Genomic DNA, 14,212 nt, shown 5'->3' with positions numbered 1-14,212 from the left:
AAAGTGATCTATGCACAGGTTCAATGTGCACGCTATTCGATCACTTCGCATGTGAGCGTCGGGACAGGTAAGACCCGCACTTTTACTGTGCGATTGCGTTAGAGCATCAGACCTATAAGTCGGTTCGACGCTCCCACTGCTGTCTGGCGCATCATTGGGTGAGGACCGAAAGTCCGGATCAGCGAACAACGGATTCGCCTTTCCGCACGCTGTGCCGGCACCCGGCACGTTCTGGCCGATCTCATGCGCCCGGGGCGGAGGCTGCCGCCTGCGGCGGGACGCGAAAGCTGATCGCCAGGCGGTTGTAGGCGTTCATCAGCCCGATCGCGATCGTCAGGTCGGCGAGTTCCTTTTCGCTGAACGTGGCACGGGCCTCGGTATAAGCCGCCTCGGGCACATGGGTGTCGCTCACCCGGGTGACCACCTCGGCCCATTTCAGCGCTGCACTTTCTCGGTCGTCAAACAGAGGCCGGGCGTCGTCCCAGGCCGGCACGAGCACGAGCTTCTCGACCGGCATGCCGGCCTTGAGCAGCGCGCGGCAGTGCATGTCGATGCAGTAGGCGCAGCCGTTGATCTGCGACACCCGCAGGTAGACGAGCTCGATCAGGGTGGCCGGCAGACCGCTCTGGGCCACATAGCCGTAGACGACGCCGAGAGCCTTCGTGCCGCCCGGGGCGGCAGCCGCATAGTTCATGCGCTGGGTCATGGTCGCGCTCCTTGCCTCTGTTCCGGCTCACCCAGTAATGCGAGCCGGGGGTTCTCGTGGGTCTGCAAAGCGGCCGGGGCGTGCTCTCGGTCGACAGCACTGCACCCCAGTCGTCCTGCATTTTGGCCACATGCCGGCCTGGAAGCGGGCTAGCTCGACATGAGCGGCTCGCTCGGCGTTCTCTCGCAGATCCACTTCATGGACTTTCGGGCACGCTGAGCGAACGGCTTATCGAAGTCATGTGGCTGCGTGATCGGCAGCTGCAGACAGATGCTCTGAGCCGGCAGGACCTGACACCAGTCGTGGATCAGTTGCCGGTAGCTGCGCCCGACCGCTCTAATGTTGCGGTCGAGATCGTACAGGCCGAGCGGGTTGACGGTGCCGTTCTCCTCCCGCAGGGCGGTGTCCCAGTCGACCTGATCGGTGAGCGAGTACCAAGTAAAGCCGATCATCGGCACGCCGGAGTTGCGAACGCGCAAGACGTTGGACCATTCCTTCCAGAGCCACTTGACCGCCTCGTCGCCACGTGGGCCTTCTTTGACGTTTGTCTCCGTGTGCATGACCGGCAGCCGGTAGCGGTCGTGGTACTGTCGCGTGATCTCGGCATAGCCGAACACCTCATCGGAGGCACTGGAGTGGCCGTTGGCCGAGACGAGGTGTTCGTTGGTCACGTAGTAATCGTTGCCCATGATGCAGTGGCGCTTGAGGTTGGCCTGCATGAAGAACTCGTATTCATCCCGGCTCATGCCGTTATCCATCAGATAGACGAACATGTCCGAATCCACCCGGCGACTGTAGTTGAGATCGAGCGGGAGAAAGCGGCGCGCGTTGTAGAACTCAGCAAGTGGGATCGCATTAGGACAGTCAGGGTGGAAGTGCTCCGAGGACTCGCTCTGAATGAAGATGGCGTCGGCGCGGACGTCGAGGATCACCCCCATGGCGAGCACGTTGGCTTTCACGATATGCTTCAGGGCGGTGACGAAGGCTTGGTCGCTCTGCAGCTGCTCGTTCCACCAGCCATACGCCGCCGAGAACGCGGCGCAGACGAACATCTCGTTGACCGGCGTGTAGAGCTGAACCCAGGGAAAGCGTTCGGCAAAAGCCTGCGCATACCCGGCAAAAAGCTCGGGAAAGTCCGGGTTCTGGAAGTCCCCGATCCAGTCGGGTACCCCAAAGTGACACAGGTCGACGATCGGCACGATGTTGCGCCGGTAGAGTTCGCCAAAGGTGATGTCCGAGAAGTCCCAGTCGTAGCGTCCCGGCCCGAGCCATGTCGTGTGAATCGGCGGACCGTAGCGGAGATAGCGGATGCCGACCTCGTCGAGCAGGTCGAAGTCCGCCCGCCAGAGGGTGTAGTGGCCGCATTTCTCCATCTCGTCGATGCGGGTCCGGCCACCGTTGATGGTGGGATAGCTGTTCTCGATTCCGGTGGCGAACAGAAACGTCGAAGCCGTCATGTTCAATCTCCCGTATCCTGCTCGATTCCGGACATTGAGCCCTTGTGGAGTCTGATCTTCGTAGCTCGGTTCGTCAAAACCTGTCTGCCCCTGACCGTGCTAACCGACACCGCGGCGGCATTACGGAACCAAGAACCACCTATTGCGACAGGGTCTCGTTGCGGAGTCTGGCCAGAACGGCGTCCTTTGTCAGAAACGAGTGAAGTTGGGCCACCGCCTGCGCCCCCTCCCCGACCGCCGCTGCCACACGCTTCACCGAGCCGGAACGAACGTCCCCGACGGCAAATACGCCATTGAGGCTCGTCTCCAATGACCGCCGCCCGGGAACGACATCGGCGCCGGTCAGAACGAAGCCCTTCGGAACTAGCAGTACACGGGACGGGTCCAGCCACTGCGTGTTGGGCGAGGCGCCGATGAACAGGAACAGGTGATGGATCGATCGCCGAACCTCCTCCCCCGAGGCCAAGCGCCAGCGCACTGCCTCCAACTGGCCGGGCTGTCCCTCAAGGCCGGTGACCTCGGCCTGGGTGATGACTTCCACATTGGCGAGACCCTGGATCCGGTCGACGAGATAGCGTGACATGCTCGCCCCAAGATCCCGCCCCCGCACCAGCAGCCACACCTTCGCCACTCGGGCGGCAAGATAGACCACGGCCTGACCTGCCGAGTTGCCGGCACCTACAAGCGCCACCTCCTGGCCGGTGCACAGCTTCCCTTCTAGTGGCGAGGCCCAGTAGTGCACGCATGAGCCCTCAAACCGCTCCAAGTCCGTCACCTCGAGCCGCCGGTAGTGAGCGCCGGTGGCGATCACCACCGAGCGGGCACGGACCCGCTCCTGGTTGAGCAGGATCACTACGTACGGACCGACTCCCGACGGGTTGCCGGCCTCAAGGCCGACGGCCTCGTCCGGCATCGCCATCTCGGCCCCAAACTTCTGCGCCTGGGTATAGGCGCGGGCCATCAGGGCCATGCCGGTGATGCCGGTCGGGAAACCAAGATAGTTCTCGATCCGCATGGAGGCGCCCGCTTGGCCGCCGAAGGTCCGGCAGTCGAGCACCAGGACCGAGAGCCCCTCCGAGGCCGCATAGACGGCGGCGGCGAGACCGGCCGGGCCGGCGCCCACGACGGCCACGTCATAGACCCGGTCCGGATCGAGCGGCCCCACCAGGCCGAGGCAGCGGGCCAACTCGTCCTCAGTCGGGTTGCGAAGCAGCCGTCCGTTCGGGCAGAGGACGATCGGCAATTCGATGGCATCGCCCCCGAACCGCTCGATAAGCACCCGCGCCTCTGGATCGGTCTCCGGATCCAGGTTCAGGTGGGGGTGAGCATGGCGCGACAGGAACCCGGCCAGCCGCAGCACGTCGCCGTGGTGCCCCGGTCCGACGACCACCGGTCCGCCGGTGCCGAGATCGAGCAGCCCCATGCGACGCAGGATCAGCGCCCGCATGATCCGCTCGCCGAGTTCCGCCTCCGCGACCAGCACGGCCCGCAGCTTCTCGGGCGCGATGACCAGCGCCTCGACCGGCTCGACGGCATCGACATCGACCAGGGCGGGACGACCTGAGAGCTGGGCGATCTCGCCCAGGAACTCCCCCGGCACATGGATGGCGATCAGGCGGCGCTGTCCGGCCTCAGGCTGGCTGATCTCCAAGCGCCCGGTGAGCACCACCGTGAGGCCATGGCCGACCTCCCCGATCCGCCACAGGGTCTGGCCCGCCTCGTAGCGGCGGACCTCGCCAAACCGGCGCAGGCGCTCGATCTCGGCGGCGTTCAGAACCGGAAAAACCTGATCCCGGCGAGTTTCGTTGATCAATGGGCCTCTGACTGTCATGAGGGGCCTCGCTCCCTCTTGAGCCAAGCTTCAGGTCATCTGCCGCCAGTAGTCGCGGGGCGAGTAGCCGACGACCCACCGGAACCGGACCGAGAACCGACCTGCGTTGTTATAGCCGAGAAGTGCTGGACAAAGCTCCTTGTTCCGAGGAGCGGAGCAGTCTGAAGTTCCAGTCTCCCAAGCCGAGCGGCAAAATTCCGCAATTGGAGGCGGGTTGTGGCAATCGCCGTGCTACCGCCACACCCGCAACTGGCGGTAATTTTCTTCGTAACGGGACTCCGTGGAGTGAGGAGCAACAGCGCTGCCGACGTGGATGCGCTCATCGTTTGTGGCATCGCTCTGGTGTCACCACAGGCAAACCAAATGTTTTGTACCCTGATGTATCGGGCGGGCTGAAGCTGACTTTGTCTTACGTTTCTCAACGCTCTTGAAACATGCGGGACACCTGGACCGGTCATCTTATGACTCCGCTGAAGGTTTCGCCCCGACAGCCAGGTTCGACCGGGCTGACACGGCTGACTTTCCATTTTTGGAGAATGAACATGCCGGCAACATCACTGCCCTCCACCCGACGTAGCTTTCTGGCCAGCTCAGCGGCCGTGTTTCTTGCCACCTCACTGGCAGGAGGTGCGGTCAGCCTGCTACCTACGCCGCTGACCGCAGCAACTGCAAAGGCCAGCACGGTAGCCGAGGAGACGGCCATCCGACCGTTTACCTTCCAAGCCCCGCAAGCCGCGCTCGATGAGCTCCGCCGGCGCATTGCCGCCACGCGCTGGCCTGAAAAGGAAACCGTCGCGGATTCGTCGCAGGGCGTGCCACTCGCCACGATGGAGGAACTCGCACGCTATTGGGCAACTGATTACGACTGGCGCAAGGCGGAAGCGAAACTCAATGCCTTCCCGCAGTTCGTGACCAAGATCGACGGGCTGGACATTCACTTCATCCATGTCCGGTCGAAGCATCCCAGTGCCCTTCCGCTGGTCATCACGCATGGCTGGCCGGGCTCGATCCTCGAGCAGATCAAGCTCATCGGCCCGCTCACCGATCCGACCGCACACGGTGGGAAGGCCGAAGACGCGTTCGACGTCGTCATCCCGTCGATGCCCGGTTACGGGTTCTCCGGCAAGCCGACGAGCCCCGGCTGGGGCCCTGAGCGCATGGCGCAGGCCTGGGCGGAGCTGATGCAGCGCCTCGGCTACACCCGCTACGTCGCCCAGGGCGGCGACTGGGGCGCGTTTGTCGTCGACCAGATGGGCTTGCAGGCACCTCAGGGATTGCTCGCCATCCACACCAACATGCCAGCCACGGTTCCGGCCGATGTCGACAAGGCTCTCCTGGCCGGAGCCCCGGCGCCATCAGGTCTCTCCGCGGACGAACAGCGCGCCTATGAGCAGCTGGTGAGAACGTTCAAGCAGGTCGACTATGCCCGATTGATGGCATCGCGGCCGCAAACCTTGTACGGCATTGCCGATTCCCCTGTTGGCCTTGCCGCCTGGCTTCTCGACCACAACGACGCGGATGGCCAGCCGGCGGCGGCGGTCGCCACGGCTCTCAACCGGACCACAAGCACTACCGGCGAACTGACACGGGATGAGATCCTCGATAACATCACGCTGTATTGGCTGACGAACACGGGGGTCTCTGCGTCGCGTCTCTACTGGGAATACAAGGGCGGCTTCTTCAACGCCAAGGGAGTCACGATACCGGTGGCAGTGACCGTCTTTCCCGGAGAGCAATATGAGGCTCCGCGGAGCTGGACCGAGCGCGCCTACCCCAAGCTCATCCACTACAACCGGGCTGAAAAGGGCGGCCACTTCGCGGCCTGGGAGCAGCCCACAATCTTCACTCAGGAGCTACGGGCGGCCTTCAGATCGCTCCGGTAAGCCAAGGGGCGCGGACGGGTTACGTCCCGGCTCCCCGCCGTCCGCGTCCTTACTCCTCGAAGTTCACAGGCCTGCCGGCAGCGTTCTTGTTTCCCTTCTCAGATATGGAGAATGATCATGTCCGGACTCGACTCGACGATCGGCAGTCGTCATCGCCAAGCGGTCTCCGCATTGGCCGGAGCGATTGCAATCGTCCTTTCGACGGCTGCCGTCCGTGCTGAAACGACGTCCCTAGCGCCAAGTGGGGTCGAGAGTGTGGCTCAGGCATCCGTGAGTTCGAACCCTGGCGACACGTCGATTCGGCCGTTCCAGGTCCATGTGGCCGACGAGGTTCTCGCAGATCTCCGTCGGCGGATTGCCACGACAAAGTGGCCCCGACGGGAAACGGTCACGGATGCATCACAGGGCGTGCAGCTCGCCACGATGCAGGACCTCGCACGCTACTGGCAGACTGACTATAACTGGCGCAAGGTGGAAGCGAAACTCAATGCCTTGCCTCAATTCACGACTAACATCGACGGCGTCGATATTCATTTCATCCACGTTCGATCGAAACATCCGCGCGCGTTGCCAGTGATCATCACGCATGGGTGGCCTGGCTCAATCATCGAACAGCTGAAGATCATCGGTCCGCTCACGGATCCGACCGCCTACGGAGGCCAGGCGGAGGACGCTTTCGATGTCGTGATCCCATCGCTGCCGGGCTACGGGTTCTCGGGCCAGCCGGCCACCACCGGCTGGGACCCGCAGCACATCGCCCGCGCCTGGGTCGAGATCATGAAGCGCCTCGGATACACGCGATTTGTGGCCCAAGGCGGCGATTGGGGCGATGCCATCTCGGAGCAGATGGCTTTGCAAGCCCCGCCGGAATTGCTCGGCATTCACACCAACATGCCAGCCACAGTCCCGGATGACATAGCCAAGGCTCTCGAGTCCGGCGAGCCGGCGCCGGCGGGGCTCCCGGCGGATGAGAAGAAGGCCTACGACCAGCTCGACTATTTCTATAAGCATGGCCTGGCCTACGCACAGGAGATGAGCAATCGTCCTCAGACGCTGTACGGGATCGAAGACTCCCCCATTGGTCTCGCCGCCTGGATGCTCGATCACGACATCCGCAGTTACGAGCTCATCGCCCGGGCCTTTGAAGGTCGACCTGAGGGGCTGACACGAGAGGATATTCTCGACAACATCACGCTGTATTGGCTGACGAACACGGCGGTCTCTTCGGCGCGTCTGTACTGGGAGAATAAACTCGCCTTTTTCGCCCCGAAGGGCATCACCATCCCAGTGGCTGTGAGCGTCTTTCCCGACGAGATCTACGCCGCCCCGCGGAGTTGGGCCGAGAAGGCGTTTCCCAGGTTGATCCATTACAACAAGCTCGATAAGGGCGGCCACTTCGCCGCCTGGGAGCAGCCGGATCTCTTCGCTCGGGAACTCTGGGCTGCGTTCAAACCGCTGCGTTAGACCGAGGTGGCACGAGCCTGCCCCACACCTGTCAGTAACCCAAACCGTAGGAGGGTGACATGAACGATACTCAGGTCCTCAGCGAAACAGCGACCAAGACCGCGAGAGCGCAGCCGGTCGACATGAAGCTTGAGGTCGTCGTCATTCCGGTTGCGGACGTCGATCGCGCCAAGAGTTTTTACGATGGCTTGGGATGGCGGCTCGACGCCGACTTCGCCGCCGGTGACGACTGGCGCGTGATCCAGTTCACGCCGCCGGGTTCCGGGTGCTCGGTCATCTTCGGTAAGAACGTGACCGCGGCGGCTCCTGGCTCCGCTCAGGGGTTGTACCTCATTGTCTCCGACATCGAGGCCGCCCGGGCTGAGTTGCTTCGGCGCGGCGCCAAGGTCAGTGAGGTCTTCCACGCCGGCGAGGAGCATACTGGCACCGATGATCCGTACCTGTTCGGGCGGGTCCGGGTGAGCGGTCGGGATCCCGAAAACCGCACCTACCGCACGTATGCCTCGTTCAGCGATCCGGACGGCAACGGCTGGCTGTTGCAGGAAGTCGTCGAGCGCCTGCCCGGACGGGTGGACACGAACGGTGCGACCTTCACCTCGCCGGCAGACCTCGCAGCCGCACTCCGCCGTGCAGCGGCGGCGCACGGCGAGCACGAGAAGCGAACCGGCGTGCATGATGAGGGCTGGCCGGACTGGTACGCCGGGTACATGGTAGCAGAGCAGACCGGGCAGCCGCTGCCGACGTGAGCAGCAGGCCCAGCGGTCTACGCTTTCGTTCGGGAAAAGGGCCAGCCGGGGAACACCATGGTTACCCCCGGCCAGCATTGAGCATGGAGCCCGTATCATGACCCAGGTCTTTGACGCCATCGTCATCGGAGCCGGACAGGCCGGACCATCCCTGGCTGGACGGCTGACCGCCGCCGGCATGCGGGTTGCACTCATCGAGCGCCACCTGTTCGGCGGCACCTGCGTCAACACCGGCTGCATGCCGACCAAGACACTCGTCGCCAGCGCCTACGCGGCCCATCTTGCCCGGCGAGGCGCCGAGTACGGGATCGCAAGCGAGGGGCCCGTCAGGATCGACATGAAACGGGTCAAAGCCCGGGCCGAGACCGTCTCGACGACTGCCCGCACGAATGTCGAAAAGTGGCTGCGTGGCATGGAGGGCCTGACCGTCATTGAGGGGCACGCCCGGTTCAAAGGTCCGGACGTCGTCCAAGTGGGTGCGAGCCTGCTGACATCGACCCGCATCTTCATCAACGTAGGCGGTCGCGCGAACGTACCCGACATGCCGGGGGTCGGCACGGTCGACTATCTCACCAACACCTCAATCCTCAAGCTCGAGACGGTCCCACGGCACTTGGTCGTGATCGGCGGCAGCTATATCGGGCTCGAGTTTGCCCAGATGTACCGCCGATTTGGCGCCGAGGTCACGATTGTCGAGATGGCGCCGCGGCTGATTGCCCGCGAGGACGAGGACGTGTCCGAGGCGGTGCGCGAGATCCTGACCGATGAGGGGATCGCAGTCCGCACTAACGCCATGTGCATTGGGTTCCAGCCGCATGCGGACGGTGTGGCGGTCGACGTCGATTGCACATCCGGAGCCCCCGTGGTGGTTGGATCGGATGTGCTGCTGGCGGTCGGCCGTCGGCCCAACACCGACGATCTCGGCCTCGACAATGCTGGAATCGCGGTCAATGCCCGGGGCTACATCGAGGTGGATGACAGCCTCGCCACTACTGCCCCCGGCATTTGGGCCCTAGGCGACTGCAACGGCCGCGGGGCCTTCACCCACACCGCCTACAACGACTACGAGATCGTCGCGGCCAATCTGCTCGACGGGGCCTCGCGGCGGGTGAGCGACCGGCTCCTGGGCTATGCGCTCTACATCGATCCGCCTCTGGGTCGCGTCGGCATGACCGAGGCCGAGGCGCTGAAGTCAGCCCGGAAGGTCCTGGTGTCCAAGCGGCCGATGACCCGGGTCGGGAGGGCGATCGAACGCGGGGAAACCAAGGGCTTCATCAAGATCGTCGCCGATGCGGACACCAAGCAGATCCTCGGGGCTGCCGTTCTCGGTGTGACCGGCGACGAGGTTATCCACGGCATCCTCGACATGATGAATGCCGGAGCCGCCTATCCAACGCTGCAGTGGGCGGTGCCGGTCCATCCCACCGTCTCGGAGCTGATCCCGACCGTGCTCGGAGATCTAAAACCCGTCAACTAAGGAAGGCCTCCAATGGCCAAGATCCTGGCCCTCTATTACTCGTCTTACGCTTCCTGCCCATAACACAGTTACGCGCCAGTGGCTTGGATAATGGTTCTCTTCGGCTCCAGATCTCGTCCAGGATCATGTCCGTTTCAGGAGCATTCGGCTAGGCAGCCACGGAATGGGAGCGAAGCGGCAATCTGCTGCGTCCTCCCGCCACCCTGGGTGCAGTCCGCCATAGACTTCTTCGGCCCCAATCGGCACCATACCGTCGGCGGGAGGGAGCTATGGACGAGCCTGACCGTAGATTGCTGGTCATTGTTTGTGCCGATGTGGCAGGCTACACACGGCTGATGAGCGAGAATGAAGAAGGCACTTTCGCTCAACTCCAAAGCCTGATGGGTGAGATTGTCGTCCCGGCTGCGCTGCGGCACCGGGGCCGTATCGTTAAAACGATGGGTGACGGATTTCTCGCGGAGTTCCGAAGCGCCGTCAAGGCCATCGTTTTCGCAACTGAGATTCAGCGGAGATGTGCAGAGGCCGACAGCATTCTTCGCTTTCGCATCGGCATCCACCTCGGAGATGTCATTACCAAGGACGGGGACTTGTTTGGCGATGGCGTCAACATCGCCGCCCGGCTGCAGGCGATCGCCGAACCCGGCGGCATTCTGGTCTCACGCCCGGTCCGTGACCATGCACGGGATCACTTCCCCTTTGAGGATGCGGGAGAACAGAGGCTCAAGAACATCCCACGTCCTGTCCGCACATTTCGGGTCGCGGGAGAACGGACGGCGCTTGTAAGACCACGTGAGGCGAGGATCCCGCGGCGGTGGGCGCCTTCCTTCCTCATGATCCTGGTGATGGCACTGAGCATAGCACTCTTTGCAGCGCTCTATTACGCCCGCGATCCACCGCCGGTGGGCTTCCAGCAGGGCAAGCCGAGCATTGCTGTGCTCCCTTTCATCAATCGCTCCGGAGATTCGTCCCAGGAGTACTTCAGCGATGGTCTTGCTGAGAACGTCCTGACTGCCCTGTCCCGACATCCCGATCTATTCGTCATTTCCCGCAACTCAACCTTCGCCTATAAAGGGAAGGCTATCACTCTCGCTGAGGTCGCACGCGTCCTGGGCGTGCGCTATGTCCTTGAAGGCAGCGTGCAGAAGTCCGGAGATCAGCTCCGGGTCACTGCCCACTTGGCGGACACGCAAAGCGGCGCTCAGGTTTGGGCTGAGCGGTACGACCGCTCGCTTCAGGACCTCTTCGCCGTGCAGGATGAGATTGCTGACAAAATCGCCTCCCGGTTGGGAGCCACCCTCAAGAGTGTTGAGGTCGCAGCCAGCTCACAGAAACCGCAGCCTGATCTCACGGCCTATGACTCCTATTTGCGCGGGCGAATGTTGCGACAAACGAACAGCAAGGAGCAAATGCTCGAGGCCCGGGCTTTGTTCGAGAAGGCTGTTGAACTCGACCCGATGTTCGCCCCAGCGTTGGCCGAGTTGGCCTCTGCCGCCTCTCGCGAGGTGGCTATGGGCGGGGACCCGGCCAACCGCGAGGCTGCGCTGACAAGAGGTCTGGCATATGCGGAAAAGGCCCTTTCTGCCGACCCGACCCTGCCCATGGCCCACATGGTCATGGGTGATCTTCTCATGCGCAGGCGAGAACATGATGAGGCGGTTCGGCGGCTTAAACGGGCTATTGATCTGAATCCCAACGCGGCCGAGTACTATGCTGGGCTCGCCAACATCCTGACTGCCACCGGGCGGTTCGACGAGGCCATCGTTCTTATGCAGAGAGCCTTCCTTTTGGATCCACTGCATCCAGCGACCTATGATATGTTTCTCGGACGCGCCCTCCTTCTGAGCCGCCGGTTTGAGGAGGCTCTCCCCCATCTCCGCGACTGCTCGCGCCAGTCGCCTGACTACTGGCCGTGTCACTTGTTTCTGGCCATCACATACGGGTACCTCGACCAGCAAACGGCGGCAGTCTCCGCCCTTGGAGACTTGCGTCGCACCTCAGAGATCCGTTCCGTCAAAGACTACCTGCGCACAGGGGACTATTTGCCTGAGCCGGCGCTGGGCGTCGTGCGGGATGGGCTTGCGAGGGCAGGACTGCCGCCGGAATAAAAGAAGCTAGTTCAACCGTTTGGACACGCTGACTTCTGGTGCCTGCACATCGCAAGGTCAGTGCAAGTCAAACTCTGCCATGCCTGCTCTCACGCTCAAGGGTCAGCCAATGCACCTGTTGCTTGTGAAGGAAGGCGACTGGGCCGGCATCCTCACCATGGTTTCGGCCTGTCGGCGCGGCAGATCGTTCTCACGGACAGCAACACGCGTGCGGCTGTGGGCCAGGGCTGATGAGGCCGTCACCTTCAATGTGGCGGAGGACTGACCTTATACGGACCCGGGCAAGTCCCGTCATGGTGCGTATCGGCCGATGGTACAGTCCTTCTGCTCGGTCTTAGGCCTGTTCTGGAACCCATACCGACGGCACAGTGCCCCTGCTTTCATAGGGCCGACAGGATGACCTGCCCGGCTCTGGTAAACCAGGAGGGGCATCATGCCCTGGACAACGAAACGTCGGTGCTCGTGTTATCATGCTGAAGATCGGCACGCGTGTGATCCTGCCGAGGAATCTCCTTTCATGCCGCGGGCAAGCTTTGTCTGGCTTGCGCGAGCCGTCGCGATCACCCTCTTTCTGCTTCTCGTGCTTGTCGGTGGCCCACACGCCAATGCGGCCGAGAGCCATCAGCCCCGTGAGGCCTGGATTCCGGTCACGGAGGGCGGTGCTCAGCCGACCACGGCCTGGAGCGAATTCTGCGAGCGGTTTCCCGCCGAATGCGCGATCAACCCGGCCGAGCCTGCCACGATCCAGCTCGACAAGCGCGTGTGGAAGGCGATCGTGGCGACCAACAAGCACGTCAATGCCACCGTGTCGCCGCGTGAGGACATCGATCACTGGGGCGTGATCGACCGCTGGGACTACCCGAACGACGGCTATGGCGATTGTGAAGACTACCAGATCCTCAAGCGCCGCCTGCTGGTCGAGGCCGGCCTGCCGCGACGGGCCCTGCGCATGGTCGTGGTGCTGGATGAGCTGGGGCAGGGCCACGCCGTTATGGCGGTCCGGACCAACCGGGGCGACTTCATCCTCGACAACAAGCGAGACGCGGTCCTGCCGTGGCACCAAACCGGGTACGTCTACATCAAGAGCGAAGGCGACAAGAGCCTCGCCTGGGTCACGCTCGGCAACCAGGTCGTCATCACGTCAGCAGTCAGCCGGTAATCAACGACCATAGGCAACAGACGATCCACTGAACTCTGAAACCGTAGCTTTCCATCCCTTCGATCCCGTCGGACCGAGCATGGAGCTATCCCTGACTTTGCGAGCAATGGAGGCTCACGTGTCACGATCAACCAAAGGAATCCACGAGCGCATCCTCATCGTGGACACCAATGCGGCCCTCCGGGAGAGCCTCGCACAGCGCTTGCGAGTGAACGGATTTGAAGTGGTGGCGGCTGTCAATGGTGAGCAGGCGTTCTACCTTCTTCGCGATTGGCGGCACCCCATTGATTGGCTTTACACCCGGGCCACCCTGCCCGGCCTGATTGATGGATGGATTTTGGCTGACGAGTACCATGACAGCCATCCCGATCGAGCTGCAGTGATTGCCACCTCCCACGAGCGTCTCTCCGGCCAGGGCCATCTTGTCCTGAAGGAGCCGTCCCTGGCCAATGCATTGGAGGCCATTCGGGACGTCGCCGTGGCGCAGAAACCTGCAGTTCCCGCGGACGCCAATCCGCTGAGCCTCGCTGCCTGAACCGAGCCACTTGACCGCACCAGCGGGCAAGCAGCGCCTTTGATTTGGAGAGAATAACAATGTTCACCCCGGTAACCGTACAGTTCACCCATGCCGTCGCAGAGCACGCATGCATCGACTCGCCACTTGTGTCGGATCTCTGCGCTGATGATGTCAAGCAGCGCATTATGCGGGCCTATGTCCACCTCGTGTTCCGGGCCGAGGACACCGCTACCGCGCGCTCCTTTGTCATGATGCGGATCGGGCGGCTTGAAGTCCACCTGATCGAACTGCGTCGGGCAGACATCACTCCTGACGTGCCGCCATTCTGGATCGAGGTCGTCGACTGGCTGCACCAGACGTCCATCGACAGCATCGGAAGCTACGAGTTCAGCCAGAGCGAGCTCGCTGCTGCTGTCGAGATGATCGTGGGCGCAGCGCAAGAGACCAAAACGCGGAACATCTCATCTCAAAACGGACAGGCAACCTGAACAGCACGGCTGCGCCGCCACGCGAGTGAGGACAATCCTATGGACCACAATAATGACCAAGGTTCCCTCTGGGCGTCGGTTACTGCCGTGCTCACGCTGATGCTCGTGATTGGTGGACTCTATCTGCCACTGTTTCTCTAGGCCAACTGATTGTCTCGACAAGGCGCGGCTCACACAAAAGGAAGCCAGCATTCCGATGAGAGGGCCAAGTTGAGGGAAGAAACAGGCTACAGACCCTAGCGGAGGTGGCCACCTGCAGGGAAGGGACTTAGTGGGGTCTTCAACTACGTCCTGCAGGAAAATGTTGAGAGGACGGAGATTACCGCAATCCGGGGCGCAACGGCGCAATCCTTGGCTAGCTCTCGTCCAGGCTGGACTG

12 protein-coding genes are annotated in these 14,212 nt (G+C 62.6%); 9 read left to right on the top strand and 3 right to left on the bottom strand.

What is annotated here, in order from left to right:
* Window positions 1–241 precede the first annotated feature (241 nt).
* The 3 genes from NF876_RS20875 to NF876_RS20865 all read right to left on the bottom strand — a co-directional run bounded on the left by NF876_RS20875 (window position 242) and on the right by NF876_RS20865 (window position 3,994).
* Window positions 242–706 (bottom strand): carboxymuconolactone decarboxylase family protein, encoded by a 465-nt coding sequence (locus tag NF876_RS20875; protein WP_262270560.1) that lies wholly within the window; start codon window positions 704–706, stop codon window positions 242–244.
* Between the two features lie 149 nt (window positions 707–855).
* Complete coding sequence (locus tag NF876_RS20870) at window positions 856–2,163, bottom strand: family 1 glycosylhydrolase (RefSeq protein ID WP_262270559.1); 1,308 nt, start codon at window positions 2,161–2,163, stop codon at window positions 856–858.
* A gap of 139 nt (window positions 2,164–2,302) precedes the next feature.
* A complete protein-coding gene (locus tag NF876_RS20865) occupies window positions 2,303–3,994 on the bottom strand; it encodes an FAD-dependent oxidoreductase (protein WP_262270558.1) in 1,692 nt (563 codons plus the stop codon).
* Between the two features lie 542 nt (window positions 3,995–4,536).
* Here NF876_RS20865 and NF876_RS20860 point away from each other — a divergent pair.
* From NF876_RS20860 to NF876_RS20820, 9 genes are all read left to right on the top strand, one after another.
* Window positions 4,537–5,877, top strand: coding sequence for an epoxide hydrolase family protein (locus NF876_RS20860; protein ID WP_262270557.1), 1,341 nt, complete (start codon window positions 4,537–4,539; stop codon window positions 5,875–5,877).
* Between the two features lie 183 nt (window positions 5,878–6,060).
* The gene (locus NF876_RS20855; protein ID WP_373696697.1) at window positions 6,061–7,341 is read left to right on the top strand and encodes an epoxide hydrolase family protein; all 1,281 of its coding nucleotides are present in this window, start codon (window positions 6,061–6,063) and stop codon (window positions 7,339–7,341) included.
* Window positions 7,342–7,400: 59 nt separating this feature from the next.
* Entirely contained in the window at window positions 7,401–8,087 is a 687-nt protein-coding gene (locus NF876_RS20850; protein ID WP_262270555.1) for a VOC family protein, read from the top strand.
* A 97-nt stretch (window positions 8,088–8,184) separates the two neighbouring features.
* A complete protein-coding gene (locus tag NF876_RS20845) occupies window positions 8,185–9,564 on the top strand; it encodes an FAD-containing oxidoreductase (protein WP_262270554.1) in 1,380 nt (459 codons plus the stop codon).
* Between the two features lie 269 nt (window positions 9,565–9,833).
* The gene (locus NF876_RS20840; RefSeq protein WP_262270553.1) at window positions 9,834–11,669 is read left to right on the top strand and encodes an adenylate/guanylate cyclase domain-containing protein; all 1,836 of its coding nucleotides are present in this window, start codon (window positions 9,834–9,836) and stop codon (window positions 11,667–11,669) included.
* Between the two features lie 109 nt (window positions 11,670–11,778).
* The gene (locus tag NF876_RS20835; protein WP_262270552.1) at window positions 11,779–11,934 is read left to right on the top strand and encodes a hypothetical protein; all 156 of its coding nucleotides are present in this window, start codon (window positions 11,779–11,781) and stop codon (window positions 11,932–11,934) included.
* Window positions 11,935–12,186: 252 nt separating this feature from the next.
* Entirely contained in the window at window positions 12,187–12,828 is a 642-nt protein-coding gene (locus NF876_RS20830; protein WP_262270551.1) for a transglutaminase-like cysteine peptidase, read from the top strand.
* A 118-nt stretch (window positions 12,829–12,946) separates the two neighbouring features.
* Complete coding sequence (locus tag NF876_RS20825; protein ID WP_262270550.1) at window positions 12,947–13,363, top strand: DNA-binding transcriptional response regulator; 417 nt, start codon at window positions 12,947–12,949, stop codon at window positions 13,361–13,363.
* 59 nt (window positions 13,364–13,422) lie between these two features.
* The gene (locus NF876_RS20820; protein WP_262270549.1) at window positions 13,423–13,833 is read left to right on the top strand and encodes a hypothetical protein; all 411 of its coding nucleotides are present in this window, start codon (window positions 13,423–13,425) and stop codon (window positions 13,831–13,833) included.
* The last annotated feature ends 379 nt before the right edge of the window (window positions 13,834–14,212 follow it).

The sequence above is a fragment of the Microvirga yunnanensis genome, assembly GCF_025460875.1.
The sequence above is the reverse complement of the archived record's forward strand: the minus strand, read 5'-3'. Positions and strand labels throughout refer to the sequence as shown.